A 25,340-nucleotide genomic window follows, 5' to 3' on the forward strand; every position below is an offset into this window, starting at 1 on the left:
GGCAGTGCAATCAGGGGGCGCAACGCAGGTCGGGGCGCGGGGTTTCCGGATCGGTGGGCTGCGTTGGCGTTTCACCTTCGCCGCCGTTGCCGTTGCCGTTTCCGCCGTCGTTATCGCTATCGCTGCCGCCGCCGCAGGCTGCCAGCAGGGTGACCAGTGCCATGGAAGCCAGGGCCATGGGAACCCGGCGCAGCCAGGCAGGGGTATGGAGGGAAAGGGTCATGATCGTTGCTCGCTTTATTGCAGGAGTTCGCGCACGGATTTGCCGGACAGTGCCAGGGAACGGATTTCTTCTTCGCTCAGCGCGCGGTTCCAGAATGTGAGATCGGCGAAGTCCATGGTGTAGGCGCCCTTGTCATAGCTGCCCAGGACGTTGTAGGTACCCTTGCCATCTTCATTCAGGCCGAAGTGGGCGCCCAGCACGCCGGGCAGCTTGCTCAGATCGACGGCGCCGGTTGAGGCGGAGCGCAGGCTCAGGCCATTGGTCGGGTCAAAGACTGCCGCCGTCATCTTTTTGTTGCGCTTGTCGATGCTGAGAAGCAGGTAGGCCCACTTGTTAGGCGTGAAATAGAAGCCATTCAAGTCGGTGCGACCGCTGCCGCCGATATTGAAGCGGATTTCATTGCCGTTCCATTGGGCGATGGTGATGCCAGGGTTGCCGCCGCTGTTGTAATCCTTGTTCGCAACGATGGGCTTGTCGTTGGCATCGCCCTTGGAGCGGTACCAGAGGCCGATCGTGATGGCGTCCACCGAATCCAAGGCACCTGCCGGGTATTCCAGCTTGTAGCCGCCGAGATTGATGTTTTCGTTGCGGCGGTCCAGGCGCTCGACGCGGAATGCCTTGCCGAAGGGGCCGTCATCCAGGAACACGGGCTGTTGCACGCCATCGAAAGGCACAACGTGGGTCTGGCCACCGATGTCATTGATGTTCTGGTTGAACGAGTAATACATCATGACGCCCGTTTTCAGGCTGGGCTGCAGCAGGACCGGCTTGGTGTAGGGAATCTGCGTGCTGATGGACAGCGCGTTGTCAGACGACCGGATTTCATAGTTCAAGGTGTGCAAGCCGTCTTCCTCGAAGGCGAAACTGTCGTCGAGGTACTGCGTGGTGCCGGCGGGCAGGGTGGCCAGCAGGCTGCCGTCGCGGATGATGCTTACCTCTCCCGACTGCTCGCCTACCGTCGTCCAGGACAGGGTGATGCTCTTGTAGTCTTCAGCGGCAGTGGCGCGCGGGCGGCGCAGGGCGCTGGGCGCAGCCAGATTGCTACCCGACAGCGCGGGCAGGCTGGCGGCGGCGTCCAGGTGGGCGAGCACCGTGGGGGCCAGGTCGGCGGCCGAGGGCAAGGCGTCCCATTGGCTATCCCAGGCGGCACTCAGATCGACCGTCTCGGTCGATGCGCCCAGCATGGCGGGCAGATTGCTGGCGTAGAACGTGGTCTTGCTGCTGGTGCGAGGCAGGCCGTCATAATTGCCGCCATCTCCCAGGCCGGCAGCGCTGGTGACGATGACTTGCCAATCTTCATTGCTGTGCTGGCGCTGGCGTTCGCGGACGGCTTCCAGCAAGGTGCCCAGCGCCTTGTCGGTTTGTTCGACGGTGGCCTTGTAGGTGGCGCTGCTGGCCGGGCCGCGCAGATTGTTGAGCGGTGCGGCGTACTGGGCCATGACGATGTCATAGCCGGAGGCAATCATTTTACCGGCGGCATCAGTGACACAGGCATCGACCTGCGCGCAATCCGTCAGCGCGTCGAGATAGCCGGCATCCCGTTCAGCGGCCAGCAGGCTGGCCAGGCTGGCGCTATTGACTGCGCTGCCGGTCTTGCTGGCGGGCAACGTGGCCTTGACTTGCTCGAACAGGGTGGCGGTACGGCTTTGCTGGTTCAGAGCATCGGAACGGACGCCATGCACAGGGGCCCAGGAGCCGGTCAGCAGCGTGGCCCAGCCGGGGGTCAGCAGCGTCGGTTGCTGGGTGCCGGTTTCCAGGGTGCCACCGGTCCAGGCGCGGCTCAGGGAGAGCGATGCCAGGTTGGGCAGGCGATTCTGTTCGATGCCGGATTGCAGCGCATCGTAGCGGACGCCATCCATGCCGATCACCAGGGTTTTGGCCTGGGGCGGTGCTTGCGGCGTTTCCGGTTCCGAGGGCTGGCCCGAGTCAGAATCGTTGCTGGAACCGCAGCCAGCCAGGGCGAATGCGGCAACCAGGCAGGAAACCAGCTTCTTCATATGTGCGAGGGGCATTTCTTCATCTCCAATCACAGGCCCGATCAGGCCTGTACCGGGAGCCATGCTCGCTGTTGGGGATGAAGCCCCCATGACCGGACAAACAAAAATCCCGATCAGGTAATCGGGATTTTGTGGGAATGACGGCCAGGCAATGCTTCTGGAAAAGTTAAGAAGAAGTGGATGTTTTAGGGTGCGATCGCCTGTCTCTCAATTTTGTTGAAAAAAAGCAACAATCTTCAGGGTTGCGGCGGCTGGCCAGATGGTGCGGTAGCCGTTGTCAGAGCGGCTGTGCCGGGCATGCCGGGCGCCTCAGGGTTCCGACAACGGGGTGATCAACGCCAGAAAGCGGGCAATGCTTTGTACCTGCATGCGCTCCTTGAGGCAGTAAACATATTCTTCCGTCTGGATATCGGCATCGACGATGTCCAGGCAAACCAGTTCCGGATGGGGGGGCGCTTCACGTGCGGGAATCAGGCAGCAACCGAGACCGTGGACGACCGCCTGGATGATGGCCTCACGATTGGCGATTTCCAGGATTTCGGCCGGCTGCACGCCAGCGCGCTCCAGCAGGCGTTCCGAGACCTTGCGGGTCATGGAGCCGGGCTCGCGCTGCAACAGCGTTTCCGGTTCGATATCGGCAAGCCGCACGCTGTCGCGGCGGGCCAGGCGGTGGTCGCGCCGTACGGCCAGCCGCAGGCGGTCGCGCGCCAGGGTGATGCGATGCAATTCCGGCCCTTCGGCATACACGGACGAACTGGCCAGTTCCAGTTGATAGTCACGCAGCGCCTGCAGCACGGAACTTGAGTTGGCAACACTCAGGCTGAGTGAGATGCCGGGGAACTGTTCGCGGTAGCGCGCGATGATGGGCATCAGATAGTAGGGGCCGGTCAGGCCCAGGCGCATGGAGCCATGGCTGAGCGCGCTGGCGTCGCGCAGATGGAAAGCGATTTCCAGCTCTTTCTGCACCAGTTGCTCCGCCATGGGCAGCAGCCGCCTGCCATCTTCGCTCAGCTGCAGTGCCCGGCCACGCCGGTAAAACAGTTCCAGACCATAGCGCGCTTCCAGTGATTTGAGCTGGCCGGTCACGGTAGGTTGACTGACGCCGAGCTGCTGGGCCGCCCGGGTGACATTGCCGGCGCGGGCGACGGCATAGAAAGACTTGAGTTCCGTAATGAGCATGTCAGTGTCAACAGGCCAGGAGGCCTTGCCAGGCTGCGGAAATGCAACCGTTCCGGCAGACAGTGTAGCGCTGGCGCTGTTGATTCCGCCTGTGTGAGAGCCGGACGCGCCGGCGGCATGAAAAAAATGCGATGGGCTTATCAGCGTATTTCTATCTGATGTCACATTCTTTACACCTGAGCTGCCCATACTGCACCCTCATGAATACGCCGAAATCTTCCCAGAACGAACCGCAGCAAAGTTTTCTCTCGCTGCGGGACATCAGCCTGTCCTACGGTTCGACCCGGGTACTCAATGACGTTTCCCTGGATGTCCGGGCAGGTGAGATGCTTTGTTTGCTTGGGCCGTCCGGTTGCGGCAAAACGACGCTGCTGCGTGTGATTGCCGGGCTGGCCCGCCAGGATCAGGGCAGCCTGCAGTTGGCCGGCCGGGATATCTCCCGGGCGGCGCCGCAGCAGCGCAACTATGGCATCGTGTTTCAGTCCTACGCGCTGTTCCCCAACCTGACTGTGGCGGCCAACGTGGCCTATGGCCTGAGCTCACGCCACGGTGATCGCGCGGCCGTGGCCCGCAGGGTGGAAGAAATGCTGGATCTGGTCGGCCTGCCGGGTTCGGGGCGGAAATACCCTGGGCAGCTGTCGGGTGGCCAGCAGCAGCGCGTGGCCCTGGCGCGAGCGCTGGCGCCCGCGCCCATGCTGCTGTTGCTGGATGAGCCGATGTCGGCGCTGGATGCGAAGGTGCGCGAACATTTGCGCAGCGAACTGCGCAGCCTGCAGCGCCGTCTTTCGGTCACGACCATCATGGTGACCCACGACCAGGAAGAGGCCATGTCCATGGCGGATCGCATTGCTGTGATGAATCGGGGCAATCTGGAGCAGGTGGGCACGCCGCGCGAACTGTATCGGCATCCGGTCTCCGGCTTTATTGCAGGTTTCATCGGCGAGGCCAATTGGCTGCCGTATGAGCGGCTGACCGACGGCCGCGTCACTATCGGCCGCTGGACAGCGCAAACCGCCAACGATCTGGCACAGCCGCGTGGCCGGCTGTTTGCCCGCCCCGAAGCCATACGCATTCTGCCGGGTGGCACCTTGCCTTCAGGCGACAACATCTTCGCCGCAGAAATCCAGGATGGCATTTTCCTGGGGCGCCAGTACCGCTTGCGTCTGGCGCTGGAAGGCGTGCCGGGTGTGGATCTGCACGCCTTCGTCAATGCCGAGCAGGGGGATGCGCTGCTGGCCAAGACGGCAGCGCGCCGTTGCTGGCTGAGTATTGCGCCTGCCGCCTTGCGCGCTTACGAGTCATAGGAAATACCGTGGGATCTTCCATTATCCAGGCGGGTGTTCAGCAAGACGCCGCGCTGCGCCATGATGCGCAGCCCGTCATGCCGGCCAGTCCCGCTCCATTTGTCCGCAAGCCCGCTTCCGCCCGTCTGGAAATGTGGGGCCTGAGCGCTTTGCAGTTGGCGTTGCTGGGCTTCATGCTGATTGCGCTGGTCTTGCCCGTCGGCGCCGTCCTGCAACGGGCGCTGCAGGACGGCAACGGCCAATGGGCCGGGCTGGCCCCTCTGCAGCAGGCCCTGGATATTCCGGGTTTTGGCGCCATGCTCTGGCGCAGCATGGCGGTCGCGCTGACAACGACCGTGCTGGCCGTGCCTGCGGCCTATGCCTTCGCTTATGGGCTGGCGCAGACGCGCATGCCGGGTAAGCGCCTGTGGCGCTCGCTGGCCTTGATTCCTTTGCTGGCGCCGTCCTTGCTGCCCGGTATCGCACTGATCTATCTGGCGGGTAACCAGGGTTTGCTGCGTGATTGGCTGGGTGCGGGAACCGTCTATGGTTTCTGGGGCATCGTTATCGGGGAAGCCTTTTACATCTTTCCTCATCTGCTGATGGTGCTGACCAGCAGCCTGGCGCTGTCCGACGGTCGTTTGCATGATGCTGCGCGCGCCATGGGCGCGGGCCCGTGGCGCACCTTCATGACCGTGACGTTGCCGGGAACGCGCCATGCCATCTTTGCCGCCTGCTGTCTGTCGTTTACGCTGGTGATCACCGACTTTGGCGTGCCCAAGGTGGTTGGCGGTGATTACAGTGTGCTGGCCGTCGAGGTGTATAAGGCGGTGGTCGGGCAGCAGAACTTCCCGCGCGGCGCAGCATTCGCCATGCTGTTGCTGATCCCCGCCATCCTGACGTTCACGGTGGATACCTGGTTGCGCCGGCGTCAGCATTCCTTCCTGGACGGCCGGATTCAGCCCTACCAGCCGCAGCCTTCCCGGGGGCGCGATAGTGCCTTCCTGGTGCTGGCGCTCGTGATCTGCCTGGGCCTGCTGCTGATTGCCGGCACCGCCGTCTGGGCTTCTTTTATCCGCATGTGGCCGTACAACCTGTCGCTGTCGCTGCGCTCCTATGATTTCGCGAATATGGATGGCGGTGGCTGGCTGGCCTGGCGCAACAGCGTGCAGCTGGGATTCTGGACGGCCTTGGCGGGAACCCTCACGGTATTCCTGGGCGCATGGCTGACGGAGCGCCTGGCGCCCCTGGGTAGGCTGGCGCGCTCCGGTGTGGCGCTGCTGCACGCCGTTGCCCTGATCCCGATGGCAGTACCCGGCCTGGTACTGGGCCTGGGCTACATCTTCTTTTTCAACCATCCGGGCAATCCGCTCAATGGCTGGTACGGCACGATGGGCCTGCTGGTGCTGTGCACGGTGGCGCACTTCTATACCAGCGCCCACCTGGCCGCGACTTCGGCACTGGGACAACTGGACCGCGAATTCGAGTCGGTATCGGCGTCGCTGGGGGTTGCGCGCCTGCGTACCGGGCTCAAGGTGGTGTTCCCGATGAGCCTGCCGACCGCGCTGGATGTGGCCCGTTACCTGTTCGTCTCGGCGATGACAACGGTGTCCGCAGTCGTGTTCCTGTACCGGCCCGATACCGTGCTGGCATCCGTGGCCGTCCTGAATATGGATGACGCCGGTTTTCCCGGCGCTGCGGCGGCCATGTGCACCTTGATCATGGCTACCTGCGCTGTCGTGTCATTGCTGTTGTACGGCGCCAGCCGCGCCGTGCTGGCCCGCACTCAGGCCTGGCGTCGGCCAGCGGGCGAGTGAAATCATGTCCTATCTGTTTCCTTTTTTCCAGCCGCTGCCGGCATCAGGCCGCCACGGCACAACTGCAAGCAAGTCGTATCCGGAGATCTTCATGTCCAAGTTCCGCATTTCCGCCGCGCTGGCGCTGGCCGCTGCCGCTTTCGGTGCCCAGGCTGCACCCGTGACCCTGACGGTTTACACGGCGCTGGAGGCTGATCAGCTGCGCGCCTACCAGGCCGCTTTCGAAGAGGCCAACCCCGACATCCGTATCCAGTGGGTGCGTGATTCCACCGGCATCATCACGGCCAAGCTGCTGGCCGAGAAGGATCGTCCCCAGGCGGATGCTATCTGGGGCCTGGCGGGTTCGTCGCTGGGTGTCCTGGCTGGCCAGGGCATGCTGGAACCCTACGCACCCAAGGGGCTGGAGCAAATTTCCCCCAAGATGCGCGACGGTGCCAATCCTCCCTCCTGGGTAGGCATGGACGGTTTCGCTGCAGCTTTGTGCTTCAACACGGTCGAGGCCGCCAAGCACAACCTGCCGGTTCCCAAGACCTGGAAGGATCTGACCAAGCCGGTGTATGAAGGCTTTGTGGTGATGCCCAACCCGAACTCTTCGGGCACCGGCTATCTGGACGTCAGCGCCTGGCTGCAGATCTTCGGCGAGAAGGAAGGCTGGGAGTTCATGGACGCCCTGCACAAGAATATCGGTACCTATACCCACTCGGGTTCCAAGCCCTGCAACCTGGCTGCAGCCGGCGAATATCCGATCGGCGTATCGTTTGAATACCGTGCGCTCAAGCTGAAGGATGATGGCGCGCCGGTGGAAGTGGTGCTGCCGGAAGAAGGCCTGGGCTGGGAAATCGAAGCCATGGCCATCGTCAAGGGCACGAAGAATCTGGACGCAGCCAAGAAATTGGCCGACTTCTCCGCTTCGCGCGAAGCCAATGAGCTGTACAAAAAGGGCTTTGCTGTGCTGGCCATCCCTGATGTCAAGGCGGAATTGCCGGGCTTGCCCGCTGACTTCCAGGAACGTTTGATCAATAACGATTTTGCCTGGGCCGCCGAGAACCGTGAGCGTATCCTGGCTGAATGGGCCCGCCGTTACGACGGCAAGTCCGAAGCCAAGAAGTAAACCGTGTTGGCGCCTTGTGCGCCAACAGTGAAAAAGGCCTCGCCGGGAGAGTTGCCCGGCGAGGCCTTTGGTTATGAGTGTGTGGCGGCATGCGCCATGCCGTCGGCGTCAGGGCTGAGCGGGTTCATCCATGATGCGGCGATACCATTCATGGAAGTGCTTCATGCCGTCTTCCATCGGCGACTGATAGGGGCCGGCTTCGTCAACACCGCGCTCCATGAGGGCGCGGCGGCCGGCATCCATGCGTTCGGCGATTTCATCGTCCTCAACGGCGGTTTCCATATAGGCCGCCTGCTGGGCTTCGACGAATTCACGCTCAAAGGCGGCAATTTCCTCGGGATAGTAGAACTCCACGATATTGACCGTGCGTTGCGGCGAAACCGGGTAGAGCGTGGATAGCACCAGCACATGCGGATACAGTTCAATCATGTGCGTCGGGAAGTAAGTGACCCAGATCGCACCGAAATCCGGCGACTGGCCTTCCCGGAATTGCATCAGGTTGTCGTGCCACTGGCGATAGACATCCGAACCGGGCTGGGCCAGTGCCTGGTGCACGCCGACGCGCTGCAGGCTGAACCAATCCGAAAACTCCCAGCTGAGATCGTCGCAAGTCACGAAATGGCCCAGGCCGGGATGGAACGGGCCGACATGGTAATCCTCCAGATAGACCTCGATGAAGGTCTTCCAGTTGTAATTGCATTCGTGAACTTCCACGTGATCCAGGACGTAATCGGAAAAATCGAACTCCGGGCGCTGGAACAATTTGTCGAGATCGGCTGCCGGGTCGCGCGGGCCTTCAAACAGCAGGCCGTTGCATGATCGCAGCGGGAAGCGTTGCAGGTTCATGCAGGGCGTGGATTCAAACTGCGGGGCGCCGATGAGCGTACCCTGATCGTTGTAGGTCCAGCGATGCAGCGGGCACACCAGATTGCCGCCGGTCTGCTTGAGGTTGCCCTGGCGCGGCTCACCCGTGGTGACATTGCCTGCCGAGCCGCCCAGAATGAGGGCCTGGCGATGCCGGCAGACGTTTGAGAGCAGGGAGATCGCACCGCCACGGTCGCGCAGCAGGATGCGGCCACCGCGCTCCTGTGCCAGGGCGCGCCAGTCGCCGGGTTCGGGCACGAGTTTTTCGTGGCCGACATAAATGGCCGAGTTCTTGAAAATGGCGGCCTGCTCACGAGCGAAGCGTGCCTCGTCGAAGTAGGCGCTGACGGACAGCTGGCTGCGTTCTGCAGCCAGGAGTAGGGTTTGGCTCATATTGCAAATTCCTGTCGCCCTGGCGATGGCACTGCGTCGGCGTCCGGGATGGCCCGTCGGTTCATGTGGCCGGGCGCATGGTCTGGCGGGGCATGTTGGCTGGCAGCCATGCTTCCCTCCGCGCGGACTCGAGCGCCAGGCCTGAGGGCGGCGCGACGAAGAAAAAAACCGGCCTTGCTGCGATTCCATCACTGCAATATGCCGGCAGGCAAGGGACGCGTACGCGTACCGCGCGCGCGTCTGTCATCCAGTCGAAGGACTGATTGTAGCCCGCCGGGGCAGGACTGGGAAATGCCGGGTGCGCCGGGCGGCCCGATCCCGCTGCGCCCTTGTGGTAAACCGCCAGGGTCGCCATGGCCGGTGGAGGTGATGCTGCCGATGGCAGACTTCAGCGCCTGATGGAGCCAGTTCCCGTACAATGCGCGCTGGACCTATTGTGCAATGGTTGTTCCCCCTATGACTAGAAAACTTGGCCCTGATGCGGCCGATGCCGCTGCTGGCGCGGCACAGCAAGTTGCGGACTTGCCGCAGGATTTCGAATCCGCGCTGGCCGAGCTGGAAGCATTGGTATCTGCCATGGAAAATGCGTCGCTGCCGCTGGAGCAATCACTGGCTTCCTATCAGCGCGGTGTCGCGCTGTCGCGTGTTTGCCAGCAGCGGCTGGCCGCGGCAGAGCAACAGATTCAGGTGCTGGAGGGCGAGTTGTTGCGGCCCCTGGATGGCGCCGCCATGGACGAGGAGTCGCGATGAAGAACCGGACTGCCATGGACTTCTCCGGCTGGATGAAGACCTGTGCCGAGCAGGTCGAGCGGCGTCTGGGCGCATTGCTGCCTCAGGAAGACGAGATTCCCGCACACCTGCATGGCGCCATGCGATACGCCGTACTCGGCGGCGGCAAGCGCGTGCGCGCATTGCTGGTGCTTGCGGCAGGCCATGCATGCCAGCCTGCGGGCAAGCCGGTTGCCACCGTGACCGCGCTGGAAAGCGCAGCAGCCGCAGTGGAAATGACTCATGCCTATTCGCTGGTGCATGATGACCTGCCCTGCATGGATAACGACACCTTGCGGCGCGGCAAGCCGACCACTCACGTGGCGTATGGAGAGGCCGCCGCCTTGCTGGCGGGTGATGCCTTGCAGCCGTTGGCGTTTGAAACGCTGGCCGGCATGCCGATTGCGCCAGCGCTGATCGTGCAATCCGTGCAGGTGCTGGCGCGGGCCTCGGGCAGCCTGGGTATGGCAGGGGGGCAGTTCATCGACCTGGATAGCACCGGCCATGGCCTGAGCCTGGATCAGCTGCGCGGGATGCACACCATGAAGACCGGCGCGCTGCTGGCCGCCAGTGTGACGCTGGGCGGCGTCGTGGCGGGGGCCAGTTCGCCGCAACGCCAGGCGCTGGAGAAATACGCGGCGGCAATCGGGCTGGCATTTCAGGTCGTGGATGATATCCTCGACGTCACGGCAGATAGCGCGAGCCTGGGCAAGACGGCCGGCAAGGATGCGCAGGACAACAAGCCAACCTATGTGTCGCTGATGGGGGTGGATGCCGCCCGCGAACTGGCGGCTCAATTGCGTGACGATGCGCACCAGGCGCTGCGCCCGCTGGGCGAGGCCGGTGCATACCTGGCCGCCATGGCGGATTTCATCGTCGCGCGGGAATACTGATCCGGCGCACTGCCCGTGCATCGCGGAATGAATGCAATGAATACTACCGATTTACTCGACCGTATCGAATCCCCAGCCGACCTCAAGCGCCTCGAGCGGCGCGACCTGAAGCGTCTGGCGGAAGAGCTGCGGGGCTTTTTGCTCGATAGCGTGTCGCGCACAGGCGGGCATTTGTCCTCCAACCTGGGAACGGTGGAGCTGACCATCGCCCTGCATCATGTGTTCGATCTGCCGCATGATCGCCTGATCTGGGATGTAGGCCATCAGTCCTATGCGCACAAGATCCTGACCGGCCGTCGTGCCGGTATGCCGCGCCTGCGCCAGCAGGGCGGGATTTCCGGCTTCCCGCGCCGCAGCGAGTCCGAATACGACGCATTCGGGACAGCGCACTCTTCGACGTCGATTTCTGCTGCGCTGGGAATGGCGGTAGCGTCGCGCAATGCCGGTATCTCGCGTCAGCATATTGCCGTCATCGGCGACGGCGCAATGAGTGCCGGCATGGCGTTCGAAGCCATGAATAATGCCGGGGTGACACCAGATATCAATCTGCTGGTGGTACTCAATGACAACGATATGTCGATCTCGCCGCCAGTGGGGGCGCTTAATCGCTATCTGGCGCGCCTGATGTCAGGGCGTTTCTATGCGGCGGCCCGCAATGTCGGCAAGGCGGTCTTGCAGCATGTGCCGCCCGTGCTGGAGATGGCGCGCCGTTTCGAAGGGCATGCCAAGGGGCTGGTAACGCCAGCGACCCTGTTTGAAGAGCTGGGTTTCAATTATGTCGGCCCGATCGACGGGCACGACATGGACGCGCTGGTGCCGACACTGCAGAATCTGCGCTCCCTGAAAGGGCTGCAGTTTCTGCATGTCGTCACGAAAAAAGGCCATGGCTACAAGCTCGCCGAGGCGGATCCGGTGCTGTATCACGGGCCTGGAAAATTCGATCCGGCTGTGGGTATCCAGAAGAGCAGCGCGCCCTCACGCCAGACTTTTACGCAAGTGTTCGGGCAGTGGCTGTGCGATATGGCCGAAGCAGACGAGCGCTTGCAGGGCATCACGCCAGCCATGCGCGAAGGCAGCGGCATGGTCGCATTCGAGCAGCGCTTCCCGCGCCGCTATTTCGATGTGGGCATTGCCGAGCAGCATGCCGTGACATTTGCCGCGGGCATTGCCTGCGAAGGCCTCAAGCCGGTGGTCGCCATCTACTCGACCTTCCTGCAGCGTGGCTACGATCAGTTGATCCACGATGTGGCGTTGCAAAACCTGGATGTGACTTTCGCCCTGGATCGCGCCGGCCTGGTCGGGGCTGACGGGGCGACGCATGCGGGCAATTATGACATCGCCTTTTTGCGCTGCATTCCGAATATGGTTGTGGCTACGCCCTCGGACGAAAATGAAACCCGCCTGCTGTTGACCACCTGTTATCGCCACGCAGGCCCGGCCTCGGTGCGGTATCCGCGCGGTTCGGGCATGGGGGCTGAAATGACGGCCGGCCTAGATGACGTGCCCTTGGGCAAGGGCCGCATCTTGCGCCATGGCAACCGTATCGCCATTCTGAATTTCGGGACTTTGCTTCCGGCGGCCCTGCATGCGGCCGAGCAGCTTGGCCTGACGGTCGCTGACATGCGTTTTGTGAAACCACTCGATATCGAACTGGTGCAGCAGCTGGCGCAGGATCATGTGGCGCTGGTGACGCTGGAAGAGGGCTGCGTGATGGGCGGAGCGGGCAGCGCGGTCAGCGAGGCGCTGAATGCGGCCGGGCTGGACATTCCTGTGTTGCAGCTGGGCCTGCCGGATCAATTCATTGATCATGGCGACCAGTTGGCGCTGTTGGCTCAGCAGGGGCTGGATGGCGCCGGAGTGGCAGCGTCTATCCGGGCCCGCTACGCCGATCTGCTGGCCACCGGGCATGCCGCCTAGCGGGTAGGGTGGGTGGCGTTGCCTGATGGGCGGCCCCGGTTCCCGGCATATCCATATTCATCCATGGATAAAAGGGTCTTTGGGGCTTGCATGCTACGCTATCGGTAATATTGGTACTTTGATTCTTTTCCCGTGCCGCCGCTGGCGGCGGCACTGCACAGGTTATTGCTCATGACATCCATTGCTGATTCCGCCGTCGTCATTCCTGACGTACAGAGCTTTGCGGACGTGCGCCAGATTCCCATCCAGCGGGTCGGAATCAGCGGTGTGCGTCATCCCATGGTCGTGGCCGCCGGCAACGGCGAAGCTCATCCCACTGTTGCAGACTGGACGCTGACCGTCGCGCTGCCGGCGGAGGAGAAGGGCACTCACATGTCCCGGTTCGTGGCGCTGCTGGAAAAATATCGCACGACGCCGCTGACGCCTGCCTTGTTCAGCGCGATGGCTGCCGAAATGCTGCCTTTGCTGCATGCGCAATCCGGCGACATTACGGCTGCCTTCCCGTATTTCATCAACAAGACGGCCCCTGTATCCGGCGTGCGCAGCCTGCTGGATTACGCTGTCGTCTGGACGGCACGTGCCAACGGCGATGCCGTCGAGTTCGAGCTGACCGTGACGGTGCCGGTGACCAGCCTGTGCCCGTGTTCCAAGAGCATCTCCAAGTACGGGGCGCACAACCAGCGTTCGCACGTGACCGTGCGCACGGTCGTGACGGAATCTGCCTTCAATCTGGATGATTTCATCGGCCAGATCGAGAAGCAGGGCTCTTGCGAAGTCTGGGGGCTGCTCAAGCGTCCCGACGAAAAGTATGTCACGGAACATGCCTACGAGAACCCGAAGTTCGTCGAGGATATCGTCCGCGATGTGGCGGCGACCTTGAACGCGCACGCGGGTATTGCCGCTTATCGCGTCACGGTGGAAAACTTCGAATCCATCCATAACCACTCGGCCTATGCCGTGGTGGAAGGCCAGGGCAAGGGCTGATTGTCAGCCGGCCCAGCCGGGCGCTGTTCAAACCGGTTCGCTTTCCCGGTGACGTACGGCCCTGACACTGTCAGGGCCGTACGTCGTTTTAATGTGGTTTTTCTTGCTTTTTTCAAGGGCAGGGACCATAATCGAAAGCTTTCTTGCCCGATTGCCTTGCCATCGGTGCCTCTGGTGTGTCCGGAATCTCCGGTACGCCTGGGGGGCGGTGTCAGGTAGCGGGCTGTTCCGTTGGTCGGGTTCATTCCGGCTGGCGGTCATCCACGGGAGTATCACTCTAATGCGTCACTACGAAATCGTATTTATCGTCCATCCGGACCAAAGCGAGCAAGTGCCTGCAATGGCCGAGCGCTATCAGGCGATCGTCACGGCCCAGGGCGGCAAGGTGCATCGTCACGAAGATTGGGGTCGCCGTCAGCTGGCTTACCCGATCCAGAAGCTCGTCAAGGCTCACTACGTTTGCCTGAACATCGAATGCGGCCAGGAAGCCCTGGACGAACTCGAACATGCGTTCCGCTACAACGATGCCATTCTGCGTCACCTCGTCGTCAAGACCAACGCTGCCCCCGCTGGCGCGTCCGTCATGATGAAGAGCGTCGAGCGCGAAGAGGCCCGCAAGGCCAGCGCTGAAGCTGCCAGCGCCGCCAGCGAAGCTGAGGCTGAGTAAATCCGCCAGGATACTGTCATTACTGCTACCGGCATGGCTGATATGGCCAACCAGGTACGGCTGGATGCAAGTGTCATTGCTTCCGGGCCGTTGCGCTACAGCCCCGCAGGGCTTCCGATTCTGGACATGACGCTTGCGCATCAGTCCGAACAGATGGAAGCCGGCAGGATGCGCAGGGTGGAACTGGAAATTGCTGCCGTCGCCATGGGGGATCTGGCATCACTACTTGCCGATACGCCGTTGGGATGTGCAGTTCGGGTCGAGGGCTTCCTGCTCCCGGCACGCAAAGGTTCTCCCCGCATCGTGCTGCATTTGCAGCGGGTGCAGCGGCTGCTGGTGACGGAAACAGTACTGACTGCCTGACAGATAAACGCATATACGATATCCGCCGGTTCAGGCCGGCAACGAAATTGAAAGAGACTTACTATGGCTCACTTTGGTAAACGCAAGGAAAAGCGCAAGTTCACGCAACAGAATCCTCTGTTCAAGCGCCGCAAGTTCTGCCGCTTCACCGTGGCTGGCGTCGATCAGATCGACTACAAGGATCTGGACACGCTGCGTGACTTCATCCAGGAAAACGGCAAGATCATCCCGGCCCGCCTGACCGGCACCAAGGCGCACTATCAGCGCCAGCTGGACACCGCCATCAAGCGTGCGCGCTTCCTGGCCCTGTTGCCGTACACCGACAACCACAACTAATCCCGGGGGCTTACTGTCATGCAAGTTATTCTGCTCGAAAAAGTCGCGAACCTGGGCAACCTGGGTGACGTCGTGCGTGTCCGCAACGGCTATGCGCGCAACTACCTGATCCCCCAGAAGATCGCCCGCCGCGCTACCGACGCTGCTTTGAAGGAATTCGAAGCCCGCCGCGCTGAACTGGAAAAGATCCAGGCCGAAAAGCTGGCCGCTGCCCAAGCACTGGGCGAGCGCCTGAACGGTCAGGAAGCACTGATCTCGCAAAAGGCTGGCGTCGATGGCCGCCTGTTCGGTTCCGTGACCAACGCCGACATCGCTGGCGCCCTGGTTGCAGCTGGTTTTGCTGGCATCGAAAAGGCTCAAGTGTGTCTGCCCAACGGCCCGCTCAAGAGCATCGGCGAATTCGAAGTGCAGATCGCTCTGCACACCGACGTTGTCGTGGACATCAAGGTTCGCATTCAGCCTGAACTGGCCTAAGCGTCACCGGCGGCATTGCCCGATTTCATCATCGGGCGTTGCGGCAGAAAAGCCCTCCTGCACAGGAGGGCTTTTTCTTTTTTGTGCCTTGCTGTTTTGATCCATAGTGGCGGCGTCGCCGGGTGTTCCACGCAGATGGGTCAAGTCCGTATGGGCGAGAAAATAGGGGTTTCCCCTTATGGGTGTCGGGCAGCTCTGAATAGTTTCCAGGGCTGGGCTATACTTTGTTGGTTTTTCACCATGCGGATCGTCTGAAACGTGCGCGGTATGCTTCACGCCAGATTTGAAACAGTAGTCCTTTGTTCGTCGCCTTCGGCACGAGCGGGGTATTGTCTTTCAATGGCAGCAGGAAGCGGGCTGCCCCGGACGCGCATAGAAGCCGATGGACGCCAGGCCTGCGACGACGCAGCGACCCGGAGCGTGACCATCGGCTTTTCTGTTTCTGCCGGATCGCGGCATGATGCAAGAATGGTCCCTGACGCCTGGTATTCGCACGCAGGCGGCTGGGTAGGATTCCACTGACTCTCATAAGACCTGACAGGTATCACATGAAAATCCACGAGTATCAAGGCAAGGAACTGCTCAAAAAGTTCGGCGTGCCCGTGCCCCGCGGCATTCCGGCTTTCTCGGTTGACGAGGCTGTTGCTGCAGCCGAAAAGCTGGGCGGCCCGGTCTGGGTCGTGAAGGCCCAGATCCACGCCGGTGGCCGCGGCAAGGGCGGCGGCGTCAAGCTGGCCCGTTCGCTGGGCGAAGTTCGTCAACTGGCATCGCAGATTCTGGGCATGCAGCTGGTCACGCACCAGACCGGCCCGGAAGGCCAAAAGGTCAACCGCCTGTACATCGAGGACGGCGCCGATATCCAGAAGGAATACTACGTTTCCGTCGTGACTGACCGTGGTACGCAGAAAGTGGCCTTCATCGCTTCGAGCGAAGGCGGCATGGACATCGAGGAAGTGGCGCATTCCACTCCCGAAAAGATCGTTACCGAATACATCGACCCGCTGGCCGGCCTGACCGACGAGCAGGCAGCGAAGATCGCCGCCGCCATCGGCCTGGAAGGCGAGTCCGCCAAGCAAGCTGTCGATGTGTTCAAGAAGCTGTACCAGTGCTACATGGAAACCGACGCGTCGCTGGTTGAAATCAACCCGCTGAACCGCGACAGCAAGGGCAATATCATCGCCCTGGACGCCAAGTTCAACTTCGATTCCAACGCCCTGTTCCGTCACCCGGAAATCGTGGAATACCGCGACCTGGACGAAGAAGATCCGGCTGAAATCGAAGCCAGCAAGTTCGATCTGGCCTACATTCAGCTCGACGGCAACATCGGCTGCCTGGTGAATGGCGCCGGCCTGGCCATGGCAACCATGGACACCATCAAGCTGTTCGGCGGCGAACCGGCCAACTTCCTGGACGTCGGCGGTGGCGCCACGGCTGAGAAAGTGACCGAAGCCTTCAAGATCATGCTGAAGAACAAGGATGTGAAGGCCATTCTGGTCAACATCTTCGGCGGCATCATGCGCTGCGACGTGATCGCCGAAGGCGTCATCACCGCTTGCAAGGCCGTGAACCTGAGCGTGCCGCTGGTCGTCCGCATGAAGGGCACCAACGAAGAACTTGGCAAGAAGCTGCTGGCTGAATCCGGCCTGCCCATCATCAGCGCTGACACCATGGCCGAAGCGGCCACCAAGGTTGTCGCTGCTGCTGCCTGAACCCTATTGCCGAGGATTTCAAGAAAATGTCCATCCTGATCAATAAAGACACCAAAGTCATCACCCAGGGCATCACCGGCAAGACCGGTCAGTTCCATACCCGTGCCTGCCGCGAATACGCCAATGGCAAAGAAGCTTTCGTTGCTGGCGTGAACCCCAAGCGCGCCGGTGAAGATTTCGAAGGCGTGCCCATTTTCGCCACCGTCAAGGACGCCAAGGCCGAAACCGGCGCAGAAGTGTCCGTGATCTACGTGCCGCCCGCAGGCGCTGCTGCTGCCATCTGGGAAGCGGTTGAAGCCGACCTGGACCTGGTGGTCTGCATCACCGAAGGCATCCCCGTCCGCGACATGCTGGAAGTGCGCAACCGCATGAAGGCCAAGGAAGCCGCCGGTGGCAAGAAGACGCTGCTGCTGGGCCCCAACTGCCCCGGCCTGATCACCCCGGATGAAATCAAGATCGGCATCATGCCCGGTCACATCCACCGCAAGGGTCGCATCGGCGTGGTCAGCCGCTCCGGCACCCTGACCTATGAAGCCGTGGCGCAAGTCACCGAACTGGGCCTGGGCCAATCCAGCGCCGTCGGTATCGGTGGTGATCCCATCAATGGCCTGAAGCACATCGACGTCCTGAAGCTGTTCAACGATGATCCCGATACCGATGCCGTCATCATGATCGGTGAAATCGGCGGTCCGGACGAAGTCGAAGCCGCGCGTTGGGCCAAGGACAACATGAAGAAGCCGGTCGTCGGCTTCATCGCCGGCGTCACGGCGCCTCCCGGAAAGCGCATGGGCCACGCCGGCGCGCTGATCTCCGGTGGTGCAGATACCGCCGACGCCAAGCTGGAAGTGATGGAAGCCTGCGGCATCCGCACGACCCGCAACCCGTCGGAAATGGGCAAGCTGCTGAAGGCAGTGCTGTAAAAACGACAGTGGGCCGGCCTTGCTGCCGGCCTGTTGGCATGCCTGGGCGGGCTGGCTGTGGGCCGGCTGCCAGGGCAGGCGTCAAGAAGGCTGGAGCAATCCAGCCTTCTTTTTTTTCGGGCGCAATGATGGTCAAGGCTGGACAGTGGTTCGGCGGCGGCTTTGTACTGAAAGGGCCGGGCAGCGTATGATTGAGTTTGCCGCCAGTGCCTGTTTTGTCATGGATCAAGCTGTGTGCCGGGGCATCATGCTCAAATGACCCGCGGACCTGCTGCGCCGATGGGCAAGCCGGAGGCATAGGCAACCGGGAGCGTACAGGCGCGAAGCCTGGAAACAACGGGAGTTGAAAATGGGTATTACCAAGAAAGAGAAATCGACGGATTCGGGCCTGAGCCTGCTGGGCGGCCTGGGCATTCTGGCCATCATCGGTGTCGTTGCAGCCATCATCCTCAAGTCTCTGCTCTGAGATGGCGCTGGTTTCATCTCCGGATCGGCTGGTCATTGCAACGCGGGTCAGCCGGCTGGCTTTGTGGCAGGCGCATCATGTGCGGGATCTGCTGCAATCGCAGTATCCCGCATGCCGCATTGAATTGCTGGAAATGACGACGCAGGGCGACCGCATTCTGGATCGCAGTCTGTCCAAGATCGGTGGCAAGGGCCTGTTCGTCAAGGAGCTGGAAAACGCCTTGCTCGATGGCCGGGCCGATCTGGCCGTGCATTCGCTCAAGGATGTGCCGGTACTCATGCCGGCCGAATTCAGCCTGACGGCCATTTTGCCGCGGGCGGCGGCGCAGGATGCCCTGGTGTCCAGCCGCTACGGCAGCCTGGCGGAAATGCCGGCAGGCGCAGTCGTCGGTACATCCAGCCTGCGCCGTGCCGCACAGTTATTGGCTGCATATCCGTCGCTGGATGTCCGTCCCTTGCGTGGCAACCTGGATACCCGGCTGGCGAAATTGGATCGCGGCGAATATGACGCCATCATCCTGGCTGCCGTCGGACTGCGACGGCTGGGCTTGGCCGACCGGATTCGTGATGTGCTGTCGCCTGATGTGTCCTTGCCGGCCGTCGGACAGGGCGCCCTGGGTATTGAAATACTGGCCGGGCGCACGGAATTGGCGGCCCAGCTGGCGCCGCTCAATTGTTTGGAAAGCTGGCGTCTGGCGCAGGCGGAACGCACGGTTTCCGCGGTGCTGGGAGGGTCGTGCCAGGTGCCTTTGGGCGCTTATGCGGAACAGCATGGCGGCCAGATCCGGTTACGGGCGCTGGTTGCCAGCATTGATGGCAAGCGTCTGTGCCGAACAGATGTCTCCGGGCCGCAGGAGGATCCGGTATTGCTGGGGCAACGCGCAGCTCAGGCCTTGATTGCCGACGGTGCGCGGGAACTGCTGGCGGAGGCGCAAGCCGCCAGCCAGGATAATGCCGGCTAAGTCGTTTCCGGTGGCCGGCACTGTGGACGCGCAGGCGCCGCTGGCCGTGTTGACCCGACCACAGGGCCGCAATGAAGCCTTGGCCTGCGGTTTGGCCGGGCAGGGGTTTGAGCTTGCGATCCTGCCTGCATTGGCGATAGTGGATACGGCCGTTGGCGACATGGCGGTACCTGACCTCGCCGATTTTGATTTGCTGGTGTTCGTGAGCGGCGCGGCCGTACGCGCGTTCCGGCGTTTGTGTGCCGCCCAAGGGCGACATAGCTGGCCTGAGGGCGTCTGGGCGGCAGCGGTAGGGCCGGCAACGGCGGCGGCCTGGGATGAGCCGATGGCCGGGCCGGCAGCGCCAGCCTCTTGGCGCATCGCGCCAGCGGTTGATGCGCCCAGCCACGATTCCGAACATTTATTGGCAGCTATGGATGCCCAGGGCCTGCAGCCGCAGCGTGTCTTGCTGGTGCGCGCCGGGCAGGGGCGTGACTGGTTGGCTGAGCGTTTGCGGGAGCGGGGGGCGCAGGTGCAGAGTTATGCGGCCTATCGGCGCGAGCCGGCACCCTGGAGCGAGGCGCAGCGTGATTTCATGCGCTTGGCAGCCGCTCGTGGGCAAAAAGCGTTCTGGCTGTCCACCAGCGGCGAGGGCCTGGCCGCTGTCCGGGCGCAGGTGCAGCTGGCAGGCCTCTTGCCATGGTGGCGCAGCAGCGCGCATATCGTGACCCATGAGCGATTGGCAGCCATGCTTACTCGTGAAGCGACTGGCGCCGTCCCGCAGGCAATGGTAAAAATCTGTTTGCCGCTCGACGCCATGATCCAGCGAGCTTTTTTGGCGCTACGCACAGAATTGGACTGATCCTGCGAAAGAACCGACGATGCGCTGACGTCGGTAGCAGCTGGCTCTGGGATTACAATCGCACCATGACTAAAGAAACAATCAACCATGATGCGTCGGTGACGCAGCCCTCTGTACCGGAAAAGCGCGCAGCGGACTCATCTGCTGCGCAGGCAGACGCGGTTGTGGCATCTGTCGCGCCGGCCACGGAGGCCGGCAAGGCCGGGCCGACGTCTGGCAAGGCAGAGACGGGCAGTGGCAAAGCTGCTGCTGCGGCGGAGGCCGCCAATAAAGGGCGTGCTGCCGGCGGGCCGCCGCCTGCCGAGGGTGGCAAGGGCCATGCGAACGAGCCGGGCCGTGGCAAGCGCAGCGGCTTTTCGCTGGGATGGCTGCTGGCCTTGATTCTGGTGCTGGTGGTGCTGGCACTGGGGTATGGCGCATGGCAGCAAAGTCAGGATTTTGATAGCGCCGGCCGTGAAGTGGCGACCCGGCTGGAGAACCTGGAGCGTGAGCTGGCGGGCACCCGCCGCGACGCTCAGGAAGCCCTGGCCCTGGCGCGGACGCAGGATGCCAAGGTGCGCGCCAATGATGCTGCCCTGCAAGAAGCCCGCAGCCAGTACCTGGCGTTGGAGCAGGCCTGGCAGCGCTTCAACAACGGCACGGATGATCATTACCTGTTGGATGATGTGGCCCGTGCGCTTGAAATCGCGGACCAGCAGTTGCGCCTGGCAGGTAGCGTCAGCAATGCGGTTGTGGCCTTGGAAACGGCCAGCGCCCGACTGGCGGATACCGACCGGCCGCGTTTCCAGGCGCTGAAGGCGGCGCTGGATACGGATCTGGAGCGTTTGCGCGCCGTACCGGTGGTCGATGTCACCGCCATTGCCGCGCGTCTGCATCGTTTGCAGGCCTTGCTGGCAACCGCGCCGCTGATGGTACCGGACGAAGCCGCACCCCGTCCCTTGCAGGCCAATGAGGAAGCAGCGCCGGTCGCACGTCATAGCGACCGCGCCGCCTTGCCTGCAGATGCGGCCTGGTGGACACGCTGGCAGGCTGCGGTCAGCGATTGGGCAGGTGATGTGACTGACGCGGTCGGTCAGGAACTGCGCGGTTTCGTCAGTGTCCAGCGAGTCGGCAATCCGGACGCGCTCCGTTTGTCGCCGGAACAGGGCGCTTACCTGCGCAATGGTGTGCGTACCCGCCTGTTGACGGCACAGCTGGCGTTGATGATGCGCCAGGCCGATGTCTGGAAGGGTGAGATCGAGGCCGTGCGCGGCATCGTGTCGGATTTCTACGACGGGCGTTCCCCGGATGCCGTGGCTGCCTTGCGTAGCCTGGATGAGCTGCTGGCAACCAATGTGGCCCAGCCGCTGCCCAGTCTGGATGCCAGCCTGGCTGCGCTGGAAAGCCTGCGGGCGGAGACGCGTAACGCGGCTGGCCTGCAGGAGGAGTGACGCAATGGCCACCTGGTTTAAAACTCTGCTGTTGCTGGTATTGGCCGTGACTGTCGCGGTGTTGCTGCGGCGCTATGAGGGCGATGTGCTGATCCTCCTGCCCGAGTGGCGGGTGCAGCTGACCCTGGCGCGTGCAGTGGCCGTGGTATTGCTGGCTTTTGTGCTGCTCTATATTCTGCTGCGCCTGATTTCCTGGGCACTGGCCATTCCGGAACGCTTGCGGGGCTGGCGTCAGCGCCGTGTGCAAAAGCGCGATATGGAATTGCTGGAGCAGGGCTGGATTACCTTGCTGGAAGGGCGTTATGCGCAGGCTGAAAAGTCGCTGACGGCGCTGCTGGATCAAGCTCGTCCCCAACGCCGCAAGGTGCTGGCGGCCTTGTCCGCCGCACGTGCCGCCGATGCATTGGGAGAGTTCGAGCGCCGTGATAGCTTGCTTGCTTCGGCCAGCGAGCAAGCTGCCGGGGATGATTCCCTGGCGCAGGCCGTGATGCTGGTTGGCGCCGATATGCAGCTCAATCAAGGCAAGCCGGCGGAAGCGCTGGCGCGCCTGGCGCCGCTGCAGGAAACTGCGTCGCGCCATCTGCATGCGCAACGCTTGTTTCTGCGCGCGCATCATGCGCTGGGGCATAACGAGGAGTCTTTTGCCCTGGCGCGCGCGTTGTCTCGGCGCGGTGTGCTGGATGAAGCAGAAGCGCGCACGATTCTGGGTACGACGGCAGCAGCCCGCTTGCGTGGGGCCCAGGGCGAAGAGTGGCGCAAGGTCTGGAAGGATCTCAAGTCTGATGAGCGCTTGCTGCCTGAAGTGGCCTTGGCGGGTGCTTACTGTTTCGATGAGGCCGGACACCCTGATGACGCCGGCAAGATTCTGGAAGCGGCCATCAACGACAGTTTCGATGCGCGCTTGATTGAAGCCTACGCCCAGTGCGACGCCGATCAGGTGCCGCGCCGCCTGGAAAAAGCGGAAAAATGGCTGCAGCGCAATGCCGATCAGCCTGAGCTGCTGCGTGCGCTGGGTACCCTGTGCCTGGAGGGCCAGCTGTGGGGGCCGGCCGAGCGTTACCTGGTACGCAGTGTGCAACTGAAGAACGATCCGCGTACTCATGTTCTGCTGGGCAGCTTGTATGATCGCCTGGGCAAGAACGATGAGGCCTTGCGTCATTGGCGTCTGGCCAGCAAGGCGCATCTGGGCCGACTGCCGGAACTGCAGCGGAAATCTTTCCTGCCGCCAGCGGAAACGCAGGCGGACCCCAAGATTCGCGATGCGGATGATTCGTTCGGCTCCCTCGGGCGTTATCCTGCGGTCGCCGCCGCTGCTCCGGTCGCTGTCGTGCTCGATGAAATCGAAGCCGATGCCGTGACGGTGCCGGGGCTTGACCTGCCTGATGAGCTGGAAGCCGATGCGATGGTCGTGCCGCCCGTCGAGGCCGCCAGCGCAGTCGTGGCGGATGTCAGCGCCGAAGCGCGGGCGGCGCTGCGTGATTCGGCACCGGCTGATGCACCGCCTGCCGATGCTGTGGCCGGGCATGACGAGTTTGACGAGTATTTTGACAGTGCGCCCTTGCCCTATCCTGTTCAGGATGCAGACGGCGCCGCTGTCGCCGATGCGCAGGACAAGGCTGCCGCGTCGCCGCAGCAAGAGAAGCATTCCTGATTTTTTCAATTCCTACTGATAAACAAGGTTGGTCAATGAGCTTAGATCGTGTCGCCGCCGGCAAGAACCTGCCGGAAGACTTCAATGTCATCATCGAAATCCCGGCCAATGCCGATCCGGTCAAGTATGAAGTCGATAAGGAATCGGGTGCCGTGTTTGTGGACCGCTTCATGCTGGCGGCCATGCACTATCCCTGCAACTACGGGTACATCCCCCAGACGCTGTCGGAGGATGGCGACCCTGCGGATGTCCTGGTGATCACGCCTTTCCCGGTGCAGATTGGCTCGGTGGTGCGTTGCCGCGCCATTGGCGTGCTGAAGATGGATGACGAAAGTGGTGGTGACGCCAAGCTGCTGGCCGTGCCGGTCACCAAGCTGTATCCGCCGTACCGCCATATCGAAAAGCCGGAAGACCTGCCGGAAGAAGATCTGGCCCGCATCAAGCATTTCTTCGAGCACTACAAAGACCTGGAGAAGGGCAAGTGGGTCAAGGTGCAAGGCTGGGAAGGTGCGGATGCCGCCCGCAAGGAAATCGAAGACAGCGTGCGCCGCTATCAGGAAACGGCCAAGGGCTGATGCCCGGTACGTGAGCGCTTGAGCGCCATCCCGGGATGGCGGCTCAGGTCAGGAAAAAGCCAGTGCAGGCTCTGGGCCAGCACTGGCTTTTTTTGTCTGGCCGAGAGCCAGGGGCTAGGTGCCACGGGGTTTCGAGGTGCCGGCAGCACTGCCTGCGACGCTGAACGCAGCCAGTGCCATCGCTGCGGCCAGCCCTCCCAGCAGCCAGGGAAAGTCGGGAATATGGGCGGCGATCAGCGGCCCGATGCTGGCGCCGACAAACAGCACGAAACCATTGATTGCCATGCCTGCGGCGCGGTTGGGCGCCGCCAGTAGGCCGAATTGCGTGATCATGGCGGGGACGGCCAGCGCCACGCCGGTGACGAAAATCAGGCTGCCGATGGCAATGCCGCTCAGGGAATGGGATAGCACGGCTTCCAGCGTCAGGCCGGCTGCGGCCAGCAGGAAGCCGGCAACGGCAAGGCCGCGCATGCCCAGGCGTGCTGCCAAGGGCCCGATCAACAAGGCCGCGAACATGCCGGGCAGCCCGATCAGGCGCAGCATGATGACTTTGCCTGCATCCAGGCCCAGCAGGCTCAGTTGCGGGCCCAGGGCCGTGTACATCGCCACGAAGGAAAGCAGCAGCGTGATATTCGCCAGCGACAGCAACAGGGCCGCCGGTTTCATGGCGACGCTTCCCAGCGCGACAAAGCGATGCCCGAGATGGCCGGAAATCTGGGAGCGAGGTGGGTCTTGAACCATTCTGGCGACCAGCGGCACCGAGATTGCCAGGCAGATGCCGGTTGTCAGGAATACCCAGTTCCAATTCCAGTGCAATGCGACCCAGGCCGCCAGGACCTGTCCGAAAATACCGGCGACGAGAAAGGCGGTGGACATGGCGCCGATCGCCATGGCGCGTCGCTGTGGCGGCATGGCTTCGGCCAGCCAGGCCAGGGCGATTGGTGCAAAGCAGGCAGCGGCCAATCCTTGAACGACGCGCAGGCCCGCCAGCCAGGGCAAGCTAGGTGCGAAGGCACTGGCGCATGTTGCAAGTGCCAGCACAAGCAGGCCAGCCAGCATGACCGGCCGCCTGCCGTATTGATCCGACACCGGCCCCCAGACAAGGAAGCCGCCTGCGTAGGACAGACTGAAACTTGTGGCCAGCGCGAGGGAAACCGCCGCTTCTGCCGCATGGAAGTCTTGTCCGACGTAGGAAAATAGAGGAATCGCCAGGTAGAGCTGCGTCAAGACGAATAACGCGACGACGACCAGCAGCAAAATAACGCCTCCGGTAGAGGCATCGTAAGTGTCTTGTGTTTCAGCCGATAGGCGGTCCGTCCCGCTGGGAGCATGTGTACCGGAACGTTGAGGCATAGGGCTCGATTCCTGCTTATTCATGAAACACCATGTCCGGCACGGTAACCTTGCGATTGAAGATGACGGCGTGCACCTGCCGCCGGGCCTGCCGTGTCCAAAAGCTTTCTGCGGCGTCTGGCGGGGACGTCGAAATGGCCAAAATGTTGGGTGATGGCCAGGGAA

At 62.4% G+C, this 25,340-nt stretch carries 23 protein-coding genes; 18 read left to right on the plus strand and 5 right to left on the minus strand.

Features of this window, described 5'->3' with window-relative positions; translation table 11 throughout:
• Positions 1-10: 10 nt before the first annotated feature.
• The 3 genes from ACNA1V_RS06955 to ACNA1V_RS06965 all read right to left on the minus strand — a co-directional run bounded on the left by ACNA1V_RS06955 (position 11) and on the right by ACNA1V_RS06965 (position 3,399).
• Positions 11-223 (minus strand): hypothetical protein, encoded by a 213-nt coding sequence (locus ACNA1V_RS06955; RefSeq protein ID WP_415832862.1) that lies wholly within the window; start codon positions 221-223, stop codon positions 11-13.
• Positions 224-237: 14 nt separating this feature from the next.
• Entirely contained in the window at positions 238-2,235 is a 1,998-nt protein-coding gene (locus tag ACNA1V_RS06960; RefSeq protein ID WP_415832863.1) for an alkaline phosphatase family protein, read from the minus strand.
• 294 nt (positions 2,236-2,529) lie between these two features.
• Entirely contained in the window at positions 2,530-3,399 is an 870-nt protein-coding gene (locus tag ACNA1V_RS06965) for a LysR substrate-binding domain-containing protein (protein WP_415832864.1), read from the minus strand.
• A gap of 200 nt (positions 3,400-3,599) precedes the next feature.
• Between ACNA1V_RS06965 and ACNA1V_RS06970 the strand changes: the two genes are divergently transcribed.
• The 3 genes from ACNA1V_RS06970 (at position 3,600) to ACNA1V_RS06980 (ending at position 7,610) form a co-directional block, all read left to right on the plus strand.
• Complete coding sequence (locus ACNA1V_RS06970; RefSeq protein WP_415832865.1) at positions 3,600-4,703, plus strand: putative 2-aminoethylphosphonate ABC transporter ATP-binding protein; 1,104 nt, start codon at positions 3,600-3,602, stop codon at positions 4,701-4,703.
• A gap of 77 nt (positions 4,704-4,780) precedes the next feature.
• Positions 4,781-6,499, plus strand: coding sequence for a putative 2-aminoethylphosphonate ABC transporter permease subunit (locus ACNA1V_RS06975; protein ID WP_415832954.1), 1,719 nt, complete (start codon positions 4,781-4,783; stop codon positions 6,497-6,499).
• Positions 6,500-6,590: 91 nt separating this feature from the next.
• Entirely contained in the window at positions 6,591-7,610 is a 1,020-nt protein-coding gene (locus ACNA1V_RS06980) for a putative 2-aminoethylphosphonate ABC transporter substrate-binding protein (protein ID WP_415832866.1), read from the plus strand.
• Between the two features lie 108 nt (positions 7,611-7,718).
• Here ACNA1V_RS06980 and ACNA1V_RS06985 read toward each other — a convergent pair whose 3' ends face one another.
• Positions 7,719-8,867: an aromatic ring-hydroxylating oxygenase subunit alpha gene (locus ACNA1V_RS06985; protein WP_415832867.1), complete on the minus strand. Its 1,149-nt coding sequence runs from the start codon at positions 8,865-8,867 to the stop codon at positions 7,719-7,721.
• A 456-nt stretch (positions 8,868-9,323) separates the two neighbouring features.
• Here ACNA1V_RS06985 and ACNA1V_RS06990 point away from each other — a divergent pair, with 456 nt between their 5' ends.
• The 15 genes from ACNA1V_RS06990 to ppa all read left to right on the plus strand — a co-directional run bounded on the left by ACNA1V_RS06990 (position 9,324) and on the right by ppa (position 23,822).
• Positions 9,324-9,617 (plus strand): exodeoxyribonuclease VII small subunit, encoded by a 294-nt coding sequence (locus ACNA1V_RS06990; RefSeq protein WP_415832868.1) that lies wholly within the window; start codon positions 9,324-9,326, stop codon positions 9,615-9,617.
• Positions 9,614-10,528, plus strand: coding sequence for a polyprenyl synthetase family protein (locus ACNA1V_RS06995; protein ID WP_415832869.1), 915 nt, complete (start codon positions 9,614-9,616; stop codon positions 10,526-10,528). The genes ACNA1V_RS06990 and ACNA1V_RS06995 overlap by 4 nt, the downstream gene beginning before the upstream one ends.
• Before the next feature lie 36 nt (positions 10,529-10,564).
• A complete protein-coding gene (gene dxs / locus ACNA1V_RS07000) occupies positions 10,565-12,445 on the plus strand; it encodes a 1-deoxy-D-xylulose-5-phosphate synthase (RefSeq protein WP_415832870.1) in 1,881 nt (626 codons plus the stop codon).
• A gap of 171 nt (positions 12,446-12,616) precedes the next feature.
• Positions 12,617-13,429 (plus strand): GTP cyclohydrolase FolE2, encoded by an 813-nt coding sequence (folE2, locus tag ACNA1V_RS07005; protein ID WP_415832871.1) that lies wholly within the window; start codon positions 12,617-12,619, stop codon positions 13,427-13,429.
• Between the two features lie 280 nt (positions 13,430-13,709).
• Positions 13,710-14,096: a 30S ribosomal protein S6 gene (gene rpsF, locus ACNA1V_RS07010; RefSeq protein ID WP_415832872.1), complete on the plus strand. Its 387-nt coding sequence runs from the start codon at positions 13,710-13,712 to the stop codon at positions 14,094-14,096.
• 33 nt (positions 14,097-14,129) lie between these two features.
• On the plus strand, positions 14,130-14,459 hold the full coding sequence (gene priB / locus ACNA1V_RS07015) for a primosomal replication protein N (RefSeq protein ID WP_415832873.1): 330 nt from the start codon (positions 14,130-14,132) through the stop codon (positions 14,457-14,459).
• 63 nt (positions 14,460-14,522) lie between these two features.
• Positions 14,523-14,795: a 30S ribosomal protein S18 gene (rpsR, locus tag ACNA1V_RS07020; protein ID WP_068369089.1), complete on the plus strand. Its 273-nt coding sequence runs from the start codon at positions 14,523-14,525 to the stop codon at positions 14,793-14,795.
• 18 nt (positions 14,796-14,813) lie between these two features.
• Entirely contained in the window at positions 14,814-15,269 is a 456-nt protein-coding gene (rplI, locus tag ACNA1V_RS07025; protein ID WP_415832874.1) for a 50S ribosomal protein L9, read from the plus strand.
• Positions 15,270-15,817: 548 nt separating this feature from the next.
• Entirely contained in the window at positions 15,818-16,978 is a 1,161-nt protein-coding gene (sucC, locus tag ACNA1V_RS07030; protein ID WP_415832875.1) for an ADP-forming succinate--CoA ligase subunit beta, read from the plus strand.
• 26 nt (positions 16,979-17,004) lie between these two features.
• Positions 17,005-17,898 (plus strand): succinate--CoA ligase subunit alpha, encoded by an 894-nt coding sequence (gene sucD, locus ACNA1V_RS07035; protein WP_415832876.1) that lies wholly within the window; start codon positions 17,005-17,007, stop codon positions 17,896-17,898.
• A 467-nt stretch (positions 17,899-18,365) separates the two neighbouring features.
• Entirely contained in the window at positions 18,366-19,325 is a 960-nt protein-coding gene (gene hemC, locus ACNA1V_RS07040; RefSeq protein WP_415832877.1) for a hydroxymethylbilane synthase, read from the plus strand.
• 46 nt (positions 19,326-19,371) lie between these two features.
• On the plus strand, positions 19,372-20,166 hold the full coding sequence (locus ACNA1V_RS07045; RefSeq protein ID WP_415832878.1) for a uroporphyrinogen-III synthase: 795 nt from the start codon (positions 19,372-19,374) through the stop codon (positions 20,164-20,166).
• A gap of 65 nt (positions 20,167-20,231) precedes the next feature.
• Positions 20,232-21,596, plus strand: a complete 1,365-nt coding sequence (locus tag ACNA1V_RS07050) for a uroporphyrinogen-III C-methyltransferase (protein WP_415832879.1) — start codon at positions 20,232-20,234, stop codon at positions 21,594-21,596.
• Positions 21,597-21,600: 4 nt separating this feature from the next.
• Positions 21,601-23,247, plus strand: a complete 1,647-nt coding sequence (locus ACNA1V_RS07055) for a heme biosynthesis HemY N-terminal domain-containing protein (protein ID WP_415832880.1) — start codon at positions 21,601-21,603, stop codon at positions 23,245-23,247.
• A gap of 35 nt (positions 23,248-23,282) precedes the next feature.
• Positions 23,283-23,822, plus strand: a complete 540-nt coding sequence (gene ppa, locus ACNA1V_RS07060; protein ID WP_415832882.1) for an inorganic diphosphatase — start codon at positions 23,283-23,285, stop codon at positions 23,820-23,822.
• A gap of 114 nt (positions 23,823-23,936) precedes the next feature.
• On the opposite strand, the gene ACNA1V_RS07065 is transcribed toward ppa, so the two are convergent.
• Positions 23,937-25,175, minus strand: a complete 1,239-nt coding sequence (locus ACNA1V_RS07065) for an MFS transporter (RefSeq protein WP_415832883.1) — start codon at positions 25,173-25,175, stop codon at positions 23,937-23,939.
• Positions 25,176-25,340: the final 165 nt, after the last annotated feature.

It is taken from the genome of Kerstersia similis (genome assembly GCF_965139615.1).
Taxonomy (GTDB): domain Bacteria; phylum Pseudomonadota; class Gammaproteobacteria; order Burkholderiales; family Burkholderiaceae_B; genus Kerstersia; species Kerstersia similis.